Source organism: Kitasatospora sp. NPDC127111, assembly GCF_042677465.1.
Taxonomy (GTDB): domain Bacteria; phylum Actinomycetota; class Actinomycetes; order Streptomycetales; family Streptomycetaceae; genus Kitasatospora.
This window is the reverse complement of record NZ_JBHXTG010000022.1, coordinates 27,171-46,917: the sequence shown is the minus strand read 5'-3', so window position 1 is coordinate 46,917 and position 19,747 is coordinate 27,171. Positions and strand designations below refer to the sequence as shown.

The following is a 19,747-nucleotide window of genomic DNA, read 5'->3' as shown; positions in this document are numbered from 1 at the left end:
GGGCGCCCGCCCGCACCCCACCGGCCGGGACGGACCGGGCGGTCCGGCAGGGCTCCGGTCGACCCGATGGGGCCCGCACCATGACCGTGAGCAGCACCGCCCACTGCGGCACCCCCGTTCCGGCCGCCCCGGACACCATTACTCCCGTCTCCCCCGCCTCCCCGGCCGAGGCCGACGGCCCCACCGCCCACGACGGCCCGCGGCCGTGCGCCGCGAGCTACCGGCGGCTCGGCGAACTGTTCCCGGCCCTGCGGGTGCACTGCGCCCCGCCGCGCAGCGGCGACGGCTGGCTCACCGGCGCCGACCTGGTCGCCCGCCCGGAGGCGCTGCGCGAGCTGATCGCCCACGACGCCCGGGACGGCCTGGCCCGGTACGGGCGGGCGCTGCGCCCCGACGTCGCGGCCGGCTTCGGCCTGCACCGCTTCACCTGGCCGACCGGATTGCTGTTCACCCTGCCCTGGTTCCTGGAGCGCCGGGTGCCGCTGCTCGCCCCCGAGGACGTCTCGGTCCGCCGCCGCACCGGTGAGCTGACCGCCCGGCCGGGTGCCTTCGCCTGCCTGCCGGACGACCCGGCGGCCGGCCTGGCCGACGCCCGCCCGGTGGCGGGCGAACCCGAGCTGGCGGCCGTACTGCGGTCCGCGCTGGCCGGGTTCCTGACGCCCGTACTGGGGGCCTTCCGCCCGGAGGTGCGGCGCGGCCCGCGCACGCTCTGGGCGATGGCGACGGACGCGGTGGTGGAGGGCCTCTGGTACGTCGGCGGGCTGCTCGGCGAGGAGGAGCGGGCCCGCACCGAGCTGTCCGGGCTGCTCGCGCCCGGGCCGACGGCGTGCGCACCCGGCGCGTCCGCGGCGTCCGCCGCCTCCGTCGCACCGTTCACGCCCGGCGCGGGCTTCACCCCCGCGCCACCGGATGCTTCGACCACCGACCGAGGCCGGGCCAGCTGTTGCCTCGTCTACACCGTCCAGCCCGAGGGAATGTGCGGCGGCTGCCCCCGCGTCACGCGAGGTTGACCGAATTCCCCGCGGAACGGTGCGCGCCGAGCCCGGAATTCCGGGAAATATCCACCCCAAATTAATACGACAATGCGACTTCTCCCACGTCAGAAATCCCTCTCCCCAGCGCATTGACGTCGAATCAGCCATTCCCCGGCCGAGCATCCGTCATGATGGTCCCCGCCATCACGACGCAGGAAAGCGAGGCTGGTCCAGGCGATGAAATTGTCCGATATACCGCTCGGTTGGGCCGTCACCGGCGTTGCGGGGCTCCTGGTCACCGCCCTGCTGGTGGCCCTGGCCCGGAACCGGGGATCCGCGACCGGACCGGGCGGCACGGATTCCTGGGAGCGTTCCGAGGAACGCCGCCGCCGCAAGGAGTCCCTGTACGGCGCGGCCTCGTACACGCTGCTGTTCTGCTGCGCCGCCGTCGCGGCCGCGCTCTCCTTCCACGGCCTGGTCGGATTCGGCGTGCAGAACCTCAACCTCTCCGGGGGCTGGGAGTACCTCGTCCCCTTCGGCCTGGACGGCGCGGCGATGTTCTGCTCGGTCCTCGCCGTCCGCGAGGCCAGCCACGGCGACGCGGCGCTCGGCTCGCGCCTGCTGGTCTGGCTGTTCGCCGGCGCCTCGGCCTGGTTCAACTGGGTGCACGCCCCGCGCGGCTTCGGCCACGCCGGCGCGCCGCAGTTCTTCGCCGGGATGTCGCTGTCGGCCGCCGTGCTGTTCGACCGGGCGCTGAAGCAGACCCGCCGGGCCGCCCTGCGCGAGCAGGGGCTCGTCCCCCGCCCGCTGCCGCAGATCCGGATCGTCCGCTGGCTGCGCGCCCCGCGCGAGACCTACGCGGCCTGGTCGCTGATGCTGCTGGAGGGCGTCCGCAGCCTGGACGAGGCGGTCGACGAGGTGCGCGAGGAGAAGCGGGAGAAGATCGCGGAGAAGGAGCGCCGCCGGCTGGCCGGCCGCCGCGAACGGGCCGAGATCCGGGCCATCAACCGCACCAACAGCGTCTGGCGCCAGCGCGGCACGGCCACCCGGCAGCTGGAGTCCGGCCAGGAGCCCGCGATAGCCGGCGGGCCGGTGACGGACCGGCCCGCCGTCGAACCGCCGGCCCCGGCCGGGGGCGCGGTGGTGCAGCCGGGCCTGCCGGCCCGTCCGGAGCGCCGCACCATCGACCTCACGCTGGAGGAGGACACCGCCGAGCTGCCCCGGCTGGACTCGCTGGAGCGCAAGCTGAAGGACCTGGAGCAGCAGTTCGGCTGAGGCCCGGGCCGCGGCCCGCGCAGGGCCGCGGCTACGCCGCCGGCGTGGCGGTGAGCTCGAACCACATCCGCTTGCCCGAGCCGCGCGGCTCCACGCCCCAGCCGTCCGCCAGTGCCTCGACCAGCATCAGCCCGCGTCCGGAGGAGGCCTGCTCCCCCGGGGTCCGGCGGGTCGGCCAGAGGTCGGACTCGTCCTCCACCTCGACCCGGAGCCGGGCCCGGCCGCCGTCGGCCACCGGCTCCCGGTAGAGCCGGGCGGTGAACATGGCGTCCCGGTCGGTGTGCCGGATCGCGTTGGTGACCAGCTCGGAGGCGAGCAGCTCGGCGGTGTCCACCAGCTCGGCGACGCCCCAGCGGCGCAGCGCGTCGCGCAGCTCGGCCCGCACCTCGGAGATCCGGGCGAGGTCGGCCTGCCCGATCCGGCGGCGCAGCTGCTGGGCGGCCAGCCCGCCCTCCGGGCCGTCCCAGCGCAGCAGCAGCAGCGCTATGTCGTCCTCGCGTTCGCTGTCGTCGGCGGCCTGGGCGGCGATCCGGTCGGCGAGGCCCTCCAGCGGGTCGCGCCCGGAGCCGTCCCGCTCGCCGAGCGGGCCGGAGAGCACCGAGGTGAGCCGGGCGACGCCGTCGTCGAGGTCCATGCCGCGGGCCTCGACCAGGCCGTCGGTGCAGAGCAGCACCGTCTCGCCCGGGTCCAGGCTGAACCGGGTGACCCGGTACTCCTCGTCGGGGGCGATGCCCAGCGGCAGCCCGCCCGCGACCGGGACCACGGTGGCGGTGCCGTCGCCCCGGCGGACCACCGGGTCGAGGTGCCCGGCGCGGACCGCGTACACCACGCCGTAGTCGACGTTCACCTCGGCGTAGGTGCAGGTGGCGAAGTGGTCGGTGTCCAGGTCGGCGAGGAAGCGCGAGGCCCGGGCCATCACGGCGGCCGGCGGGTGGCCCTCGGCGGCGTACGCGCGCAGCGCGATCCGCAGCTGGCCCATGATCCCGGCGGCGTGCACGTCGTGCCCCTGGACGTCGCCGATCACCAGCCCGACGTGCCCGCCGGGCAGCGGGACGACGTCGTACCAGTCGCCGCCGATCTGCAGGCCCGAGCCGGCGGCCAGGTAGCGGACGGCGGTGGTGACCCCGGGCACCGAGGGGACGGTGCGCGGCAGCATCACCCGCTGCAGGCCGGCCGCCAGCTCGTGCTCGGCGTCGTGCAGCCGGGCCCGGGCCAGTGACTGGGCGACCAGGCCGCCGAGGGTGGAGAGCAGGGTGCGCTCGTCGGCGTCCAGCTCGCGGTCGTCGTCGAAGCTGACCACGCAGACGCCGATCGCCCGGCCGCTGGCCACCAGCGGCAGGAACGCCCACGAGCTGCGGCCGGTCCGGCTGGTCGGCTCCCACACCTCCGCGTAGCGCTCGCGGAACTCGTCGCGGCCGGCGATGAAGACGGGCGCGCGGTTGCGCAGCGCCTCGGCCGCCGGGTGGGCGGCGGGAAGCACCGAGCGGTCCCAGACGGCGAGCTCGTCGGCCCGGTAGCCGGAGGCGCCGAGGATCTGCACCCGGCCGGCCTCGAAGGAGGCCAGGACCAGGCCGTCCGGCGGCAGGCCGGGCAGCGGCAGCTCGGTGAAGACCCGGGCGACGTCACGGACGGTGACGGCCTCGGAGAGGGCGCGGGCGGCCTCCTTGATGAACCGCGAGCGCTCCTCGCGCAGCAGGGCCATCCGGTCGGCGCGGTCGCGCTTGTGCAGTTCGACGGTGGCGTCCCAGACGAAGCCGACCATCCGGGAGGCACGGCCGAAGGCGTCCGCGAGGACCCGGCCGCGGAACCGGACCGCCCGCATGGTGCCGTTCGGTCCGACCGTGCGGTAGTAGGCGCCGCACTGGCCGAGCTCGGCCACCGCGCGCTCGACCCGGCGGCGCACCACGGGCGCGTCCTCGGGGTGCAGCAGGGCCAGGAAGGAGGCGGAGGTGCGGTCGAAGCGGCTGCGGTCGGCCCCGTCCAGGCCGATGATCGTGCAGGCCCGCTGGTCGCCCTCCAGGACGTCGCGGCGGATGTCCCAGTCGAAGGAGCCGATGCCGTTGGCGGCCATCGCCGGTTCCAGCCAGTCCGGCGTGGAATCCCCCGACGCGACCGGCAGCCCGCCGGAGAGCATCGGCGCCAGCCGCCCGGCCGCCAGGCCCTGTGCGGTCCGCAGCGCGTGCCGGCGCACCGCCTGCGCGGGTGGTCTCGCCCGCCCCGCCCCGGTCGTGGACTGACCGGGAGGGAGCGCCGGCCCCGGGGACTCGGGCTCTGTGGGCATGCTGCTCCTGCCGCTGCCGTGGCGGACCGCGCCGACCGTTCTGACGGTTCGGACGGGCCGTGTGGCGGTGTGATCGGGTGGTGCTGGATCGGACCGTGCCGACGGGCGGTGGTCAGTCGAGGTGAGGTCTCCCCGCTGCTTGCCGCACGTGGACACACATTCCCACCATCCTGGCCAATGTTGGGCCGAGCGGCAATGGCAACGAGCCGGAAATCTTCCGACGGGCCTTCACCGCGACGTTCCGTTCGACGGCGAACGACGCGATTTCGCGGGCATTCTTCCACGGAACGGAACTCCGGCGCGGACGGGGCGACCGGGCGGGACGGGCGGGCGCGGGACCCACGGTCGGGTCAGGGCGAGGCCAGCTCGAACCAGGTGACCTTGCCGTCCCCGCGCAGCTGCACGCCCCAGGCGTCCGCCAGCGCCTCGACCAGCACCAGCCCGCGCCCCGAGGTGGCGTACTCGGCCTCCGGGTCGCGGCGGCGGCCGGGCAGCCTGGCCGCGCCGTCCTGGACCTCGATCCGCAGCCGCAGGTCGGCGGTGAGCACCGCGTCGAAGACCGCGCCCTGGCCGGTGTGCAGCAGCGCGTTGGTGACCAGCTCGGAGGAGAGCAGCTCGGCCGTGTCGGCCAGCTCCGGCACCCCCCAGTGGCTGAGCGCGGAGCGCAGCCGGCGCCGGACCGCGCCGACCGCGACGAGGTCGGCCGCCTCGACCGCCAGGTGGAGCCGGCGGTGCAGTGCGCAGCCGGGCACCGGGGCGCCGGACGGGGAGGAGTTCTCCGCTCCGGTGACACCCCCCGTGACGTCGGCCGCGCCCGGCGCGCCCCCCTGGGGCCGGGACCGGAAGGCATCCCCCGAATTCGTCCGCTGCCGCGGGAATCGCGACTGACCGTCCATCAACACATGCCCCCGCCCTCGTTCCGGGCACCCGGGACCGGATCCCCCGCCGGCCGGGTGGCCCCCTCTTTCTGACCACCATCCTCATGCCCAGCTTTCGGCCTTTGCAACAGTGTGCGTGCGATCACCCGAGGTGAAAGGGGCACGGGGCGGCCCGCGTGATCCAACTGCTCGCGCCGGACAGGTTTGCGAAGCGTACGGGCGGTTTTCGACGCCTTCCGGCCATCGCCGGACGGGGTGTGCGCCCGGCACGCCCCGGCCTGCGCCCCGGCCCACTCCGCGGCCCGCGACACGCCCGCGGACCCGATGGCGGCTCCCGGCGAGCCGAACACCCGGGGACGGGCAACGCTGGACAGGGCGGCCGGGGCCGGGTTCAATGGCCCGAGAAGTTTGAACGCCGTTCTAACTCCATCCCCCTCCCCCCTCCCCGGCGACCGCGAGCGAGGAACCGTGCGACTGACCCCCACCGAGCGGGACCGGCTGCTGATCTTCACAGCAGCCGAGCTGGCCCGCGCCCGCCGTGCCCGAGGCGTACGCCTCAACGTTCCCGAGGCGCACGCCCTGATCGCGGACACCGTCTGCGAGGCCGCCCGCGACGGCAAGCGCCTCGCCGAGGCCATCGAGGCCGGCCGTTCCGTGCTGACCGCCGACGACGTCCTGCCCGGCGTCCCGGACGTGGTCACCGTCATCCAGGTCGAGGCCGTCTTCGAGGACGGCACCCGCCTCGCCGTGGTCAACGACCCGTTCAAGGGCGCCGGCTCGCTCGGCGACGAGGCCCCCGGCGGCGCGCTGATCGGCGACGGCGCCGGCTACGACCCGGTCGAGGAGACCGTCGTGCTCCTCGTCCACAACACCTCCGAGGTGCCGATCTCGGTCACCTCGCACTTCCACTTCTTCGAGGCCAACCCGCGCCTCGCCTTCGACCGCGCCGCCGCGTACGGCACCCACCTGGCCGTCCCGGCCGGCTCCTCGGTCCGCTTCGACCCGGGCGCCACCGTCGAGGTCGGCCTCGTCCCGATCGGCGGCGAGCGGGTCGCGATCGGCTTCGCCGGCCTGGTGGACGGCCCGCTCGACGCGCCCGGCGCCAAGGAGGCCGCGCTGGCCAAGGCCCGCGCGACCGGCTACCTGACCAGCTTCGACGACGCCGAGGTGCCCTCGTGACCGCCATCACTCCTCACGACTACATCGCCGTGCACGGCCCCCGGGCCGGGGACCGGATCCGGCTCGGCGACTCCGGGCTGATCGTCCGGGTCGAGTCCGACTCGCAGGCGCCGGGCGACGAGTTCCTGGCCGGCTTCGGCAAGACCGCCCGCGACGGCCTGCACCTCAAGCCCGCCGCCGTCCGCGACACCTGCGACGTGGTGATCAGCAACGTGCTGGTGATCGACGCGGTCCAGGGCATCCGGAAGACCTCGATCGGCCTGATCGGCGGCCGGATCGCCGCGATCGGCCGGGCCGGCAACCCGGACACCCTGGACGGCGTGGACGTCGTCGTCGGCACCGGCACCACGATCGTCTCCGGCGAGGGCCTGATCGCCACCGCCGGCGCGATCGACACCCACGTCCACCTGCTCTCGCCGCGGATCATGGAGGCCTCGCTCGCCTCCGGCGTCACCACCATCATCGGCCAGGAGTTCGGCCCGGTCTGGGGCGTCGGCGTCAACTCCCCCTGGGCGCTGCGCCACGCCTTCAACGCCTTCGACGCCTGGCCGGTCAACATCGGCTTCCTCGGCCGCGGATCCTCCTCCGACCCGGCCCCCCTGATCGAGGCCCTCGCCGAGGGCGGCGCCTCCGGCTTCAAGGTCCACGAGGACATGGGCGCCCACACCCGCGCCCTGGACACCGCCCTGCGCGTCGCCGAGGAGTACGACGTCCAGGTCGCCCTGCACACCGACGGCCTCAACGAGTGCCTCTCCGTCGAGGACACCCTCAAGGTGCTGGAAGGCCGCACCATCCACGCCTTCCACATCGAGGGCTGCGGCGGCGGACACGTCCCCAACGTCCTCAAGATGGCCGGCGTACCCAACGTCATCGGCTCCTCCACCAACCCCACCCTGCCGTTCGGCCGCGACGCGCTCGGCGAGCACTTCGGCATGATCGTCTCCGCGCACGACCTCAAGGTCGACCTGCCCGGCGACGCCGCCATGGCCCGCGACCGCATCCGCGCCGGCACCATGGGCGCCGAGGACGTCCTGCACGACCTCGGCGTCATCGGCATCACCTCCTCCGACGCCCAGGGCATGGGCCGCGCCGGCGAGACCGTGCGCCGCACCTTCGCCATGGCCGGCAAGATGAAGGCCGAACTCGGCCCCCTCGACGGCACCGGCTCCTACGGCACCACCGAGAGCGGCGACGACAACGAACGCGTCCTGCGCTACATCGCCAAACTCACCATCAACCCCGCCATCGCCCACGGCCTCGCCCACGAGGTCGGCTCGATCGAGACCGGCAAACTCGCCGACATCGTGCTCTGGCGCCCCGACCACTTCGGCGCCAAGCCCCAGCTCGTCCTCAAGGCCGGCTTCCCCGCCTACGGCGTCGTCGGCGACCCCAACGCCTCCACCGACCGCTGCGAACCCCTCGTCCTCGGCCCCCAGTTCGGCGCCCACGGCGCCACCGCCGCCGACATCTCCGTCGCCTTCGTCGCCCAGGCCGCGGCCGACGGCGCCTACCTGGACCGGGCCGCGGACGGCCTGCCGACCCGCCGCCGCCGCGTCGGCGTCCGCAACACCCGCGGCATCGGCCCGCGCGACATGGTGCGCAACGCCCGCGTCGGCGACGTCCAGGTCACCGAGACCGGCCTGGTCTCGCTGGACGGCTCCCCGCTGCGCTCCGAGCCGGCCGACAGCGTCTCGCTCAGCCGCCTGTACTTCCTCTGACCCGCCCTCACCACCCTTCCTAGGACGCGAAGATGACCTCCCCCACCCCCGCCTCGCTCGGCTACCGGATGCCCGCCGAGTGGCACCCGCACGACCGCACCTGGATGGCGTTCCCCACCAGCAACCCGACCTTCGACAGCCCGGAGCACCTGCACGCCGGCCGCGAGGCCTGGGCCGCGGTGGCCAACACGATCGTCCGGTACGAGCCGGTCACCCTGGTGGTCAACACCGGCGAGACCGCGGAGGCGCGCAAGTACGTCTCCGAGCAGGTCGAGATCGTCGAGCGGCCGCTGGACGACGCCTGGATGCGCGACATCGGCCCGTCCTTCCTGATCGACGGCAAGGGCTCGCTCGCCGCCGCCGACTGGATCTTCAACGGCTGGGGCGCGCAGTCCTGGGCCCGCTGGGACAACGACCAGCACATCGCCGAGCACATCAGCGAGCTGACGGAGGTCCAGCGCTTCGCCTCCCGCCTGATCAACGAGGGCGGCGGCATCCACGTCGACGGCGAGGGCACCGTGCTCGTCACCGACACCGTCCAGCTCGGCGAGGGCCGCAACTCCGACTGGACCCGCGAGGAGGTCGAGGCCGAGCTGCACGCCTTCCTCGGCACCACCAAGGCCATCTGGCTGCCGCGCGGACTCACCCGCGACTACGACGAGTTCGGCACCCGCGGCCACATCGACATCGTCGCCTCCTTCGTCCGCCCCGGCGTCGTGGTCGCCCACGTCCAGCCGGACCCGGCCCACCCGGACCACGAGGTCTGCCAGGAGCTCGTCGCCGTCCTGCGCGCCTCCACCGACGCGCAGGGCCGCACCCTCGAAGTGATCGAACTGCCCGCCCCCACCGTCCTGCTGGACGAGGAGGGCGAGCCGGTCGACTACTCGTACATCAACCACTACGTGGCCAACGGCGCCGTGATCCTCTGCGCCTTCGACGACCCGCGCGACGAGGAGGCCAAGGCCGTCCTGGAGCGGGCCTACCCGGGCCGGACCGTCGAACTGGTCGACGCCCGCGAGATCTTCGCCAACGGCGGCGGCATCCACTGCATCACCCAGCAGCAGCCGAAGGCCTGACGCTCTTGGCGGGTCGGCGCCGCGCCGGCCGGGGCCACGGCGGCCCGAGCCGTGCGCGCGGGAGTGGGAAGTCGGACCGGCCGACTTCCCGCTCCGGGGCCCTTCGGGCGCGCCCAGTATCGTGAGGTCCCCGAGCCACAGAGGAGAACAGCAGATGGCGGACGCCCGTCCGCGCCGCCCGGCGCGCCCCCGCGAGGAGGTCTTCGCCACCGCGCGGGCCGCGATCGCCGAGCACGGGCTCGCCAAACTCACCATGGCCGGGCTCGGCAAGCAGCTCCAGATGAGCGCCGGGCACCTGCTCTACTACTTCGGCAGCAAGGACCACCTGCTGCTGGAGACCCTGCGCTGGAGCGAGGACCAGCTCGGCGCCCGCCGGCACACCGCCCTCACCGACGGCGGCCGGGACGTCTGGGACCGGCTCGGCGAGTACACCCGGCTCTACCTGCCCGAGGGCCCGGGCGACCCGCGGTGGATCCTCTGGGTCGAGGTGTGGGGCCGCTCCCCCGCCAGCGAGGAACTCCGGCAGGGCCAGCTGGAGATCGAGGCCCCGTGGGACGCCGACCTGGTCGCCCTCCTGGACGAGGGCAGCACCACCGGCCACTTCTCCGCCGGGACCGCCGCCGAACGCGCCGCCCAGATCCGCGCCCTGCTCGACGGCCTCGCCGTCCCGGTCGCCCTCGGCCTGCCCGGCGCCCACCGGCCCCGGGCGTTGCAGCTGGCCGGATCGGCCTTCCGCACCCTGCTCGCCGCCAAGGACTGACGGGCTCCTCCGCTCTCCTCTTCTTCCCGCGGTCCCTCTTCGTCCCGCGGTCCTCCTTGTTTCGTCCTGCGCTCCTCCTTGTTCCCGCGGTCCTTCACTCCGTCCAGATCGCGGCGGCCGTGCGGTCGTCGGCGTAGCCCTTGGCGCGGACCTGGACCTGGCGGAGGAAGTCGACGGTGCCCGGCGGGTGGGGGTGGGCCCAGTGGGTGGAGAGGAAGTGGGCGACGGCCGGCTCGTCCGCGATCGGCCGGGCCAGGCCCGGGGTGCAGAGCAGCAGGATGTCGCCCGGCGTGGCCGGGACCATCCGGAAGCGGAACGGGCGCGGGTCCGGCACCGGGGCCTCCGGGACCGGCGGCTGGCCGTCCGGGTGGTGCAGCAGCCGGGCGGCGTACGCGTCGATCCAGTGGCCGGAGCGCAGCAGGTAGAGACCGCCCGGGCCCACTCCGAAGGCCGCCCGGTAGGTGGCCGCCGGGTCGAGCGAGAGCAGCAGGCAGTGCAGCGCGGCGGGGGACGGCGTGCCGTCCTCGTCCTCGCCCTCCGACCCGGGCGCGAGGGCGCGCAGCGGGGCGGCCGCGCTGGTGGCGAGCCGCTGGAGGCCGTACCGGAGGCGGTCGCGCGCGCCGGCGCGCAGGTCGGCGGCGAGCCCCGCCCGGCTGCGGCCGATCGCGGTGGCGAGTTGGCGGCAGGCCTCGGCGGTGGCGGTCGCGACGGTCCCGGCGGCCACGTCCTCGGCCGCGGTGGTCCGGTCGAAGCCGCCCAGCGCGGCGAGCAGCAGCCCGTCGGTGCCCTCGCCGAAGCGGGTCACCAGCAGCGCGTCGCGGCGGGGCTCGCCCCGGTAGCGGGCGGAGTCGCCGCGGACGGAGACGGCGCGCAGGGTGGCAGAGGCGTACTGGGCCCCCTCCAGCACGGTGTCCGGCACGACGGCGCCCAGCGTGCCGGGGTCCGCCTCGGGCACCGCGGTCGGCTCGGGCCCGTACGTGGGCGGGCGCTCGCCGACGTGCGGGACGGCGGGCGCCGCCTCGGCGAGCACCGACCGGGCGCCCGGCCGCACCGCGGGGGCGGCGGGCTCGGGTTCGGGGGCGGGTCCGGGTTCAGGGGCGGGTCCGGGTTCAGGGGCGGGCTGCGGCTCGGAAGCCGCTTCGGGCTCGGGTTCGGGCTCGGGTTCGGGCTCGGGCTCGGGCGTCTTCCGGAGCACGGGCGCGGACGCGGGCGCCACCTGCGGCTCGGGCTCGGGCTCCGGTTCCGCCTCGGGCTGCGGCTCGGCCTGCACCTCTAGCTCCGGCTCCGGCTCCGGTACGGTCGCTGCCGCCGGCACGCCGGCCGACCAGGACGGGGCGGGGAACCGGTGGGTCTCGTCCGCGGCGCGCTGCTGCCCGATCACACCGGCCGCGGTGTCGAACCAGTCGTCGATGCTGTCCCGCTCCAGCACCGCGTCCCCGCCCGCGGCCCCTCCCGCAACCGCCGCTACGGTCGTCGGCTCCGGCTCGGGTTCCAGTGCGGGTTCCAGCACCGGTTCGAGCGCTGGATCGGCCTCGGGCCCCGGCCGCGCCGCCGCCTCCACCACCGCCTCGACCGGTACCGCTTCGACCGGTACCGGCTCCGCGGCCGGCTCGTCGGTCCGCTGCCGCCCGATCAACCCGGCCGCCGTCTCGAACCAGTCGTCGACGCTGCCCTCCCCCGGGGCCGCGTCCGGAGTGTCGGGAAGGGTGCCCGCCGGTCCCGCGTAGACCGTGTCCCACCAGCCGTCGTCCGGCCGGTGCTGCTGTGCGGGTGCACCCTGTGTGCTCATCTGGCGGCTCCTGGTCGGTCCGTGTGCGCGCCGCCCCCGGCGGGGCCGGGCTCGACGTCATTGTCTCCAAGGAGCAACGACGCTGTCCGGGTTTCGGCGACAAACGGTGCACTGATCGGATGATCCCGATCACCCGCTTTGCCCCGTGTTCCGCTTCCGTTCCGTCCGTGCTTGCCGGAACTGCCCCGAGCAGGGCGTTTACGGGGTGTTCGGTCCCTCCGGGCGCCGAAAATGGAGGCTGAGGAGGGGCATCGCTTCACTCGTTCGGCTGATTAAATGTGCGCATGACCGCGTCGGCCCCCGTATCGCCCCGACCGGGGAGGGCCGCACCCGCGGGCCGCCCGGTGGGTGTGCTGTGGGTCCTGCTGCTGGTCGGACTGCTGACGGCGCTCCCGTGCGCGGGCCGGGCCCAGGCGGTCCCGACCGACCGGTCCGTCCCGCCGGCGGCCGCCCCGGCCGGGTTCGCGACGACGGCCGGAACGGCGGAGACGCCCGGCCCGCCGAGCGCCGCCGCCCACGCGACGCGCCACGTGGACGAGCCGCGGCACTGGACGTGGTGCTCGGTCGACGGCGAGCCGCCGCACCGCAACAACGGCTGCTCCGGTCACCCGTCCTGCGGCCAGGACGCCCAGCTGCCCAACCCGCCGCCGCAGCCCCAGCCGGCCGTGACACCCCGCCCGGACACCCCGGAGGCCCTGCCCCGGGTGGTGCCGCGCGGGCTGCTGGACGGTCCGCACCCGGCACCCGATCTGCACGAGCTCCAAGTCCACCGGTCCTGAGCGGAACCCGCCGCCGGTCCGACCTCCCCGCCCGCCCGGACGGACGGCGGGAGGGCACGGCCGACGGATCCGCCCCTCCACCCCCCTCTTCAGACCGCCGCGCCACCGCGTGGCGGGGACAAGGACACCACATGGGTTCCGCCTCCAAGCAGTCCAACAAGTCCGGCGGCAGGCAGGGCATGCCCGACCGCCGTGCCCGGATCGCCGAGCTCCGCGCCGCCGAGCAGCGCCGCGACCGCCGCAACAAGATCATCGCCGGTGTGGCCGTCGGCGTCCTGGTGATCGCCGCGATCGCCACCAGCACCTGGATCGTGGTCGACGCCAACAACGACAAGAAGGCCAAGGAGGCCGCCGCCAGCGCGCCGATCGACGGCGTGCAGACCTTCGGCGACCTGAGCCGCAACCACGTCAAGGACAAGGTCAACTACCCGATGACCCCGCCGGTCGGCGGCGACCACAACGCGATCTGGCTGGACTGCATGGGCCACGTCTACGACCAGCCGGTCGAGAACGAGCGCGCCGTCCACTCGCTGGAGCACGGCGCGGTCTGGGTGACCTACAACGGCAAGGCCACGCCGGAGGACATCAAGACCCTCTCCGACAAGGTGAAGGCCACCCCGTACTCGCTGATGAGCCCGTACCCGGACGAGAAGGGCACCATCACGCTCAGCGCGTGGAGCACCCAGCTGGTCGTGGACAACGCCAACGACCCGCGGGTGAACGAGTTCTTCACCAAGTACGTGCAGGGCAAGCAGACCCAGGAGCCCGGCGCCTCCTGCACCATGGGGCAGATGTGACCGCCGCCCCGGTGACGCCCGAGGAGGACGGCGAGGCGCCGCGGGCGGCCTCCCGCCGGCGGCTCTGGTGGCCGGCCGCGCTGGCCGCCGCGCTCGCCCTCGCGCTCGGGATACCCGCCCTGGTGGCGAGCGGGACGTCCGCCTCGGGCTCCTCCGCGCTCACCGCGCCGGCGGACGACTCGCCCGAGGCCGGGTTCGCCCGCGACATGGCGACCCACCACCAGCAGGCCGTCGACCTGTCGTTCATCGTCCGGGACCGCACGGCCGACGAGCCGGTCCGCACGCTCGCCTTCGACATCATCAACACCCAGGCCAACCAGCGCGGGATGATGATGGGCTGGCTCGACCAGTGGGGGCTGTCGCAGCACTCGCCGGCCAAGCCCATGGTGTGGATGAGGATGAACCACACCTACGAGGCCCACGACGGCTCGCTGATGCCCGGCATGGCCACCAACGCCCAGCTCGCCAAGCTGCGTTCGCTCAGCGGGCGCGAGGCCGAGGTGTACTACCTGCAGCTGATGCTGGAGCACCACAAGGGCGGGGTGGAGATGGCCCAGGGCTACGTCGACCTGGCGAAGAACGACACCGAGAAGCGGCTCGCCCAGTCGATGGTGGTCGGGCAGACCTCGGAGATCCAGCTGATCACCGACATGCTCAAGGAGCGCGGCGCCGCCCCCGGCGTCCCCGCCTGACGCGCGGAGCCCGCCCCCCGGCCGGGGTGTGGCTGGACGGCCTCGCCGTTCGGCCACACCCCGGCCGGCGTTCAGGCCCTGGCCACCGCCGCTTCCTCCCGGCGGGCCCGGCCGCCGGCGGGGCGGCTCAGCACCACCGCCAGCACGGCGACGGCGGCGAGCGCGAACAGCACCGCCCGGCCGCCGCCCGCCGCGCCCGCCAGGTGGACACCGAGGACGGGCAACGCGGTGCCGAGGGCCGTGCCGAGACTGCGGGCCATGTTCACCATGCCGCCGCCGACCGCCGAGCACTCCGCCGGGATCGCCCGCATCACCAGCGCGTTGTTGGCGGGCAGCAGCAGGCCCAGCCCCCAGCCGGTGAGGACGAGGGGGCCGGCCGGCGGCAGCGGGCCGGCCGTGGACGACGCGCCCACCGGCAGCACCGCGAACAGCAGCAGCCCGGCACCCGCGAGGGCCGCACCGGCCCGGCAGCGGGTGACGTCCGACCAGCCCCGCGGCAGCAGGCTGCCGCCGGCCGTCGCGGCGAGCGCGAACGCGGCCGGGAGCAGCGTGATCACCAGGCCGGCCCGGGCCACCGGGACGCCGGCCGCGGCGAGCAGCACCGGGCCCAGCACCAGCGGGCAGAACAGCAACAGGTAGCCGCTCAGCGAGACCACCAGGCCCGGTCGCACACCGGGCGTGTTGACCAGCCCGGGGGCCAGGATCGGCCGGCTCGCCCGGCGCTCCCGGCGGACCAGGCCGAGCGAGAGCACCACCGAGGCCGCCAGCAGCGCGACCACCGCCCAGCCCGGCAGCGGCAGGCCGGACGCGGTGGAGAGGGCGAGCAGCAGCGTGGTGGTGGCGCCGGTGAGCAGCAGCAGGCCGGGCAGGTCGAAGCGGCCGTCCTCCTGCCGCGCCGGGGGGCTTCCGGTACGGGTGCGGGGCAGCAGGAACCATCCGGCCAGGATGCCCAGGACGCCGATCGGCACGTTGATCCAGAACACCCAGCGCCAGGAGGCGTGCTCCACCAGTAGCCCGCCGAGGCTGGGGCCGAGCGCCAGACCGAGCCCCTGGGCGGCGGCCTGGACGCCCAGCGCCCGCCGCATCGCGTGCTCGGGCACGCCGCGGGCGACCAGGGCCACGCTGTTGGCCTGCATCATCGCGCCGCCGACCGCCTGGACGGCCCGGCAGGCCACCAGCACGCCGAGGCTGCCGGCCAGGCCCGCGCCGAGCGAGGCCAGCGCGAAGACGGCGAAGCCGCCGACGTACACGGTCTTGCGGCCGACCAGGTCGGAGAGCCGGCCGACCGGCGCCAGCAGCGCGACCAGCACCAGCAGGTAGGCCAGTGCGACCCACTCCACGGCGGCGAAGCCGGCCCCGAAGTGCCGGCCGAGCGCGGGGAACACGAGGGCGGTGACGCTGGCGGTCAGCTGCCCGAGGAACGCCCCGAGGCAGACGGTGCCGACGGCCAGCCAGTGCGCGTGCCGCCAACCGGCGATGCCGCGCGGCCGGGGTCGCTCGGTGAGCAGCCTGGCGGCGAGGGCGGCGGTGTTCATGGGGCGAAATATATCGGATGCAGATATGTTCGTTGCGCGAGCTTGTCGTGTGCGATCTCATCGGCGCCCGTCGCGACGGGTGGGCGGTCCCGGGCCGCCGGAGCGGCCTCTTGACCGCCGCCACCAGGCGATACGCTGTCGGCCATGTCGCCGTCACCGCCCGTTCCCGACCCCGCCGCCGACCCCCAGCACGCGGCCGCGGACCGTCCGGGCCCCGCGTCGGCCGACCTCGCTCAGCCGGCGATCGAGCGCGCCCGGCGGCTGACCGACGTCGTCACCCGGCTGCGCCGCGCCCTGCGCAGCAGCATCCGCACCGACTACCCGTGGGAGTCCCTGCCGATGGCGCAGGTCGAGCTCCTCCAGACCCTCGCCGCCGCACCGCTGCGGGTCGGCGAACTGGCCGCCCGCCAGCGGCTCGCCCCCAACACCGTCAGCGGCCTCGTCGGCAAGCTCCTGGAGGCCGGCTTCGTCGACCGCCAGGCCGATCCCGGCGACCGCCGCACCGCCCGCATCGCCCTCACCCCGGCCGGCCGGCGCCAGCTGGACGACTGGCAGCGGGCCCACGAACGCCGCATCGCGACCGCACTCGACACCCTCTCCTCCGCCGACCGCGAGGCCGTCATGCAGGCGCTTCCCGCCCTCGACCGGCTCGCCCGCGCGCTGGCCGAGCCGCCCTCCCTCGAATAATCCGGTGCCGTCGGCTCCCCGCCGACGCTAGCGTCCCGGCATGGACGCCGTGCGGATCCACCTCGAACCCTGGACCGATGCCGACCTCGCGCTGCTGCGCCGGGTCAACACCCCCGAGATGAAGAAGCACGTCGGCGGACCGGAGACCGAGGAGCAGCTGCTCGTCCGGCACGCCCGCTACCTGGACTTCGTCCCCTCGGGTCTCGGCTGCATGTTCCGCATCGTGCTGGCCGGCGAGGCCGAACCGGTCGGCACCGTCGGCTACGCCGCCCGCGGCTGGCGGGGCGGGACCGTCTACGAGATGGGCTGGAACGTCCTCCCGCCCCACCAGGGCCGCGGCATCGCCGCCCGCGCCACCCGCGCCGCCGTCGCCGCCGCCCGCACCGGCGCCCGCCACCGCTACCTGCACGCCTTCCCGTCCGTCGACAACCCCGCCTCCAACGCCGTCTGCCGCAAGGCCGGCTTCACCCTCCTGGGTGAAACGGATTTCGAATTCCCGCCCGGCCGCCCCATGCGCAGCAACAACTGGCGCGTCAATCTGCTGGAGGAGGCCGGATGAGCGACGGAGCCAATGAACTACGGCGTCTCCACTCGTGCTCGCGGAGTTGGACTACCTGGCACACCGCACGCTGGGCGCCACCGGGGCGACGCGCGTCCTCGAGGACGTCATCGACCGGTGCACGGTCGGCCGCTTTGAGGTCCCGGAGGTCGGCTCGCACCTCGGCGCGGCCAGGATCATCATGCGCCGCTACCCCGACCTGAACATCGGCCTGACCGACGCGATCAACGTCGTGCTCGCCGCCGAGTTCCGGACCGACGCCGTGCTGACCGTCGACCGGAGGCTCTTCCGGGCGATCCGGCCGCTGAGCAACCACGAGGCCTTCCGGCTGCTGCCGGACGACCTCGGTGGTTGATGCGGCTCGTCGTCAGAACAGTGCGCCGCTCTCCAGGTCCAGGAGCCAGCGCTTCCGGTCCACGCCGGCGGCGAAGCCGGTGAGGGTGCCGTTGGCGCCGAGGACGCGGTGGCAGGGGCGGACGATGAGGAGGGGGTTGGCGCCGACCGCGCCGCCGACCGCGCGGACGGCCGCCGGAGAGGCGCCGGCGAGGGCGGCGAGCTGTCCGTAGGTGACCGTCCCGCCGTAGGGGATGGCGTCGAGCGCGGCCCAGATCCTCTGCCGGAACTCGGTGCCGACCGGGGCGAGCGGGAGGTCGAAGGTGGTGCGCTCACCGGCGAAGTACGCGGTGAGCTGGGCGACCGGCTCGGCCAGCGCCTCCGGGTCGTGGACCCAGTCGTCGGCCGGCTCGGCGAGCGCGTACTTCTGGCCGGGCGCGGTGACGGTGGCCAGGGCGGCCGGTCCCCCGTCCGCCGGCCGGACGCCGCTGAGCAGCAGCCGGCCGAACGGGCTGTCCATGTGGGTGAAGACGGTGGTGCTCATGCGCCCACCTCGCTGCGCTCGCCAGGCGCTTCGCACAACGCGCACCTTCCCATGACTCGCTCACTCCGCTCACTCATGCGCCCACCTCGCTGCGCTCGCCAGGCGCTTCGCACAACGCGCACCTTCCCATGACTCGCTCACTCCGCTCACTCATGCGCCCACCTCGCTGCGCTCGCCAGGCGCTTCGCACAACGCGCACCTTCCCATGATCCGCTCACTCCGCTCACTCATGCGTCCTGCTTCTCCGTTCCGGTGCCGCTCTGGTCGGTGCCGCTCTGGTCGTTCGCGGGGGCGGGGGCGGCCCACAGCCGGTGGACGGCGTAGGAGCGCCAGGGGGCCCAGGCCTCGGCCGCGCGGGCCGCGGACTTCGGGTCGCCGGGGGCGCCGAGCCGGGTGAGGCCGTGGCGGATGCCGACGTCGCTCGGGAGGAAGACGTCCGGGTCGGCGAGCGCCCGCATCCGCAGGTAGCCGACGGTCCACGGGCCGATCCCGGGCAGGGCGAGCAACCGGGCCGCCGCCTCCTCCCGGTCGACGCCGCCGTCGAGCCGCACGACGCCCTCGGCGAGCGCGGCGCAGAGTCCGGTGAGCGCCCGGCGGCGGGCGGCGGGCATCGCGAAGTCCTCGGGGTCGGCCACCGCCAGGGCGCCGGCGGCCGGGAAGAGCAGCCGCAGTCCGCCGCTGGGCTCGGGCAGCGCGGCACCGTACTTCTCGGCGAGCCGGCCGGCCAGGGTGCGGGCGGCGCCGACGGTGACCTGCTGGCCGAGCACCGCGCGGACGGCCAGCTCGTGCGGGTCGACGTGGCCGGGCGAGCGCAGGCCGGGGCGCGCCCGGACCAGCGCGCCGAGCACGGGGTCGGCGCCGAGCTGCTCGTCCACGGTGTCCGGGTCGGCGTCCAGGTCGAAGAGGATCCGCAGCCGTTGGACGGCGGTCGGCAGGTCGCGCAGGTCGGCGAGGTAGAGCCGGCAGTCCAGCCAGCCGCGGTTGCGCGGCTCCGCCGGCGCGAGCCCGTCCACCTCGGCGATGCCGTGCCCGTACGGGAGGCCGAGGGTGCGGCGGTAGGTGCGGACGCCGGGGCGTGCGCCGGGGACGACCTCCTCGACGCCGGGGACGGCACGCAGGGCCAGGAAGTCGATCAGGTGGTCGCTGTCGAGCGCGCCCCGGTAGGCGAGGCGCAGCGTGAGGCCGCCGGCCGGGGTGGCGGTGCGCCGGCCTGCGGTGACCTCGGCGCGCAGCCCGCTGGGGGTGCGGTCGTAGACCTCGCGGACGGTGTCGTTGAACTGCCGGACGGAGGCGAAGCCGGACGCGAACGCGATCTCGGTGACCGGCAGTTCGGTGGTCTGGAGCAGCAGCCGGGCGGTCTGGGCGCGGCGGGCGCGGGCCAGCGCGATCGGCCCGGCGCCGAGTTCGGCGGTGAGCTGGCGCTGGAGCTGGCGGGCGCTGTAGCCGAGGCGCTGGGCGAGGCCGGCGACGCCCTCGCGGTCGACCACCCCGTCGCCGATCAGCCGCATCGCGCGGCCGACCAGGTCGGCGCGGTGGTTCCACTCCGGCGAGCCGGGCACCGAGTCGGGCCGGCAGCGGCGGCAGGCGCGGAATCCGGCGCCCTGGGCGGCGGCGGCGCTGGGGTAGAAGGTGCAGTTGGCACGCTTGGGGGTCACGGCGGGGCAGCTCGGTCGGCAGTAGATGCCGGTCGAGGTGACGGCCGTGAAGAACACGCCGTCGAAGCGGGCGTCGCGGCTGTCCACGGCTCGGTACCGGATGTCGTCGTCGATCACGCTGTCCAGTCTGCGGCACCGCCGGCCGGTCGACTGGCGGATATCGGACATGGGCGTCGAGGGCCGGGACAGCCCCGTCCGGGCGGACGGCGGGGCACGGCCGGGGCCGTCCCGGGCAC

18 protein-coding genes are annotated in these 19,747 nt (G+C 75.0%); 12 read left to right on the top strand and 6 right to left on the bottom strand.

What is annotated here, in order from left to right; genetic code table 11:
* Positions 1-80 precede the first annotated feature (80 nt).
* Positions 81-1,010, top strand: a complete 930-nt coding sequence (locus ACFVHB_RS16165; RefSeq protein ID WP_380321436.1) for a (2Fe-2S)-binding protein — start codon at positions 81-83, stop codon at positions 1,008-1,010.
* A gap of 201 nt (positions 1,011-1,211) precedes the next feature.
* Positions 1,212-2,249 (top strand): DUF2637 domain-containing protein, encoded by a 1,038-nt coding sequence (locus ACFVHB_RS16160; RefSeq protein ID WP_380321433.1) that lies wholly within the window; start codon positions 1,212-1,214, stop codon positions 2,247-2,249.
* Positions 2,250-2,280: 31 nt separating this feature from the next.
* Here ACFVHB_RS16160 and ACFVHB_RS16155 read toward each other — a convergent pair whose 3' ends face one another.
* Together ACFVHB_RS16155 and ACFVHB_RS16150 are read right to left on the bottom strand one after the other, a co-directional pair.
* The gene (locus ACFVHB_RS16155) at positions 2,281-4,530 is read right to left on the bottom strand and encodes a SpoIIE family protein phosphatase (RefSeq protein ID WP_380321430.1); all 2,250 of its coding nucleotides are present in this window, start codon (positions 4,528-4,530) and stop codon (positions 2,281-2,283) included.
* 350 nt (positions 4,531-4,880) lie between these two features.
* Entirely contained in the window at positions 4,881-5,282 is a 402-nt protein-coding gene (locus tag ACFVHB_RS16150; RefSeq protein WP_380321427.1) for an ATP-binding protein, read from the bottom strand.
* A 594-nt stretch (positions 5,283-5,876) separates the two neighbouring features.
* Between ACFVHB_RS16150 and ACFVHB_RS16145 the strand changes: the two genes are divergently transcribed.
* The 4 genes from ACFVHB_RS16145 (at position 5,877) to ACFVHB_RS16130 (ending at position 10,141) form a co-directional block, all read left to right on the top strand.
* A complete protein-coding gene (locus ACFVHB_RS16145; RefSeq protein ID WP_380321424.1) occupies positions 5,877-6,587 on the top strand; it encodes an urease subunit gamma in 711 nt (236 codons plus the stop codon).
* Positions 6,584-8,305: an urease subunit alpha gene (locus tag ACFVHB_RS16140; protein WP_380321421.1), complete on the top strand. Its 1,722-nt coding sequence runs from the start codon at positions 6,584-6,586 to the stop codon at positions 8,303-8,305. Before ACFVHB_RS16145 ends, ACFVHB_RS16140 begins: the two co-directional genes overlap by 4 nt.
* 32 nt (positions 8,306-8,337) lie before the next feature.
* Entirely contained in the window at positions 8,338-9,381 is a 1,044-nt protein-coding gene (locus ACFVHB_RS16135) for an agmatine/peptidylarginine deiminase (RefSeq protein WP_380321418.1), read from the top strand.
* A gap of 154 nt (positions 9,382-9,535) precedes the next feature.
* Entirely contained in the window at positions 9,536-10,141 is a 606-nt protein-coding gene (locus tag ACFVHB_RS16130; protein WP_380321415.1) for a TetR/AcrR family transcriptional regulator, read from the top strand.
* Positions 10,142-10,235: 94 nt separating this feature from the next.
* On the opposite strand, the gene ACFVHB_RS16125 is transcribed toward ACFVHB_RS16130, so the two are convergent.
* A complete protein-coding gene (locus ACFVHB_RS16125) occupies positions 10,236-11,930 on the bottom strand; it encodes a hypothetical protein (RefSeq protein ID WP_380321412.1) in 1,695 nt (564 codons plus the stop codon).
* A gap of 344 nt (positions 11,931-12,274) precedes the next feature.
* Here ACFVHB_RS16125 and ACFVHB_RS16120 point away from each other — a divergent pair, with 344 nt between their 5' ends.
* From ACFVHB_RS16120 to ACFVHB_RS16110, 3 genes are all read left to right on the top strand, one after another.
* Complete coding sequence (locus ACFVHB_RS16120; RefSeq protein ID WP_380321409.1) at positions 12,275-12,709, top strand: hypothetical protein; 435 nt, start codon at positions 12,275-12,277, stop codon at positions 12,707-12,709.
* Between the two features lie 131 nt (positions 12,710-12,840).
* The gene (locus tag ACFVHB_RS16115; RefSeq protein WP_380321406.1) at positions 12,841-13,506 is read left to right on the top strand and encodes a DUF3105 domain-containing protein; all 666 of its coding nucleotides are present in this window, start codon (positions 12,841-12,843) and stop codon (positions 13,504-13,506) included.
* Positions 13,503-14,198: a DUF305 domain-containing protein gene (locus tag ACFVHB_RS16110; RefSeq protein WP_380321403.1), complete on the top strand. Its 696-nt coding sequence runs from the start codon at positions 13,503-13,505 to the stop codon at positions 14,196-14,198. Before ACFVHB_RS16115 ends, ACFVHB_RS16110 begins: the two co-directional genes overlap by 4 nt.
* 71 nt (positions 14,199-14,269) lie before the next feature.
* Here the strand turns inward: ACFVHB_RS16110 and ACFVHB_RS16105 are convergent, their stop codons facing one another.
* Positions 14,270-15,733: an MFS transporter gene (locus ACFVHB_RS16105; RefSeq protein ID WP_380321400.1), complete on the bottom strand. Its 1,464-nt coding sequence runs from the start codon at positions 15,731-15,733 to the stop codon at positions 14,270-14,272.
* A 144-nt stretch (positions 15,734-15,877) separates the two neighbouring features.
* On the opposite strand from ACFVHB_RS16105, the gene ACFVHB_RS16100 reads away from it, so the two are divergent.
* The 3 genes from ACFVHB_RS16100 to ACFVHB_RS16090 are packed head-to-tail and all read left to right on the top strand — an operon-like array spanning position 15,878 to position 17,334.
* Positions 15,878-16,420, top strand: coding sequence for a MarR family winged helix-turn-helix transcriptional regulator (locus ACFVHB_RS16100; RefSeq protein WP_380321397.1), 543 nt, complete (start codon positions 15,878-15,880; stop codon positions 16,418-16,420).
* Between the two features lie 40 nt (positions 16,421-16,460).
* Positions 16,461-16,979 (top strand): GNAT family N-acetyltransferase, encoded by a 519-nt coding sequence (locus ACFVHB_RS16095; protein WP_380321394.1) that lies wholly within the window; start codon positions 16,461-16,463, stop codon positions 16,977-16,979.
* A gap of 46 nt (positions 16,980-17,025) precedes the next feature.
* Positions 17,026-17,334: a VapC toxin family PIN domain ribonuclease gene (locus ACFVHB_RS16090; protein ID WP_380321391.1), complete on the top strand. Its 309-nt coding sequence runs from the start codon at positions 17,026-17,028 to the stop codon at positions 17,332-17,334.
* 12 nt (positions 17,335-17,346) lie between these two features.
* Here the strand turns inward: ACFVHB_RS16090 and ACFVHB_RS16085 are convergent, their stop codons facing one another.
* Together ACFVHB_RS16085 and ACFVHB_RS16080 are read right to left on the bottom strand one after the other, a co-directional pair.
* On the bottom strand, positions 17,347-17,856 hold the full coding sequence (locus tag ACFVHB_RS16085) for a methylated-DNA--[protein]-cysteine S-methyltransferase (protein WP_380321388.1): 510 nt from the start codon (positions 17,854-17,856) through the stop codon (positions 17,347-17,349).
* Between the two features lie 227 nt (positions 17,857-18,083).
* On the bottom strand, positions 18,084-19,679 hold the full coding sequence (locus tag ACFVHB_RS16080; RefSeq protein ID WP_380321385.1) for a DNA-3-methyladenine glycosylase 2 family protein: 1,596 nt from the start codon (positions 19,677-19,679) through the stop codon (positions 18,084-18,086).
* Between the last annotated feature and the right edge of the window lie 68 nt (positions 19,680-19,747).

Excerpts from the sequence above, each read along its gene's own strand:
- ACFVHB_RS16165 (WP_380321436.1), top strand. The coding sequence starts at position 81 with ATGACCGTGAGCAGCACCGCCCACTGCGGCACCCCCGTTCCGGCCGCC.
- ACFVHB_RS16160 (WP_380321433.1), top strand. The coding sequence starts at position 1,212 with ATGAAATTGTCCGATATACCGCTCGGTTGGGCCGTCACCGGCGTTGCG.
- ACFVHB_RS16155 (WP_380321430.1), bottom strand. The coding sequence starts at position 4,530 with ATGCCCACAGAGCCCGAGTCCCCGGGGCCGGCGCTCCCTCCCGGTCAG.
- ACFVHB_RS16135 (WP_380321418.1), top strand. The coding sequence starts at position 8,338 with ATGACCTCCCCCACCCCCGCCTCGCTCGGCTACCGGATGCCCGCCGAG.
- ACFVHB_RS16130 (WP_380321415.1), top strand. The coding sequence starts at position 9,536 with ATGGCGGACGCCCGTCCGCGCCGCCCGGCGCGCCCCCGCGAGGAGGTC.
- ACFVHB_RS16125 (WP_380321412.1), bottom strand. The coding sequence starts at position 11,930 with ATGAGCACACAGGGTGCACCCGCACAGCAGCACCGGCCGGACGACGGC.
- ACFVHB_RS16115 (WP_380321406.1), top strand. The coding sequence starts at position 12,841 with ATGGGTTCCGCCTCCAAGCAGTCCAACAAGTCCGGCGGCAGGCAGGGC.
- ACFVHB_RS16105 (WP_380321400.1), bottom strand. The coding sequence starts at position 15,733 with ATGAACACCGCCGCCCTCGCCGCCAGGCTGCTCACCGAGCGACCCCGG.
- ACFVHB_RS16100 (WP_380321397.1), top strand. The coding sequence starts at position 15,878 with ATGTCGCCGTCACCGCCCGTTCCCGACCCCGCCGCCGACCCCCAGCAC.
- ACFVHB_RS16095 (WP_380321394.1), top strand. The coding sequence starts at position 16,461 with ATGGACGCCGTGCGGATCCACCTCGAACCCTGGACCGATGCCGACCTC.
- ACFVHB_RS16085 (WP_380321388.1), bottom strand. The coding sequence starts at position 17,856 with ATGAGCACCACCGTCTTCACCCACATGGACAGCCCGTTCGGCCGGCTG.
- ACFVHB_RS16080 (WP_380321385.1), bottom strand. The coding sequence starts at position 19,679 with ATGTCCGATATCCGCCAGTCGACCGGCCGGCGGTGCCGCAGACTGGAC.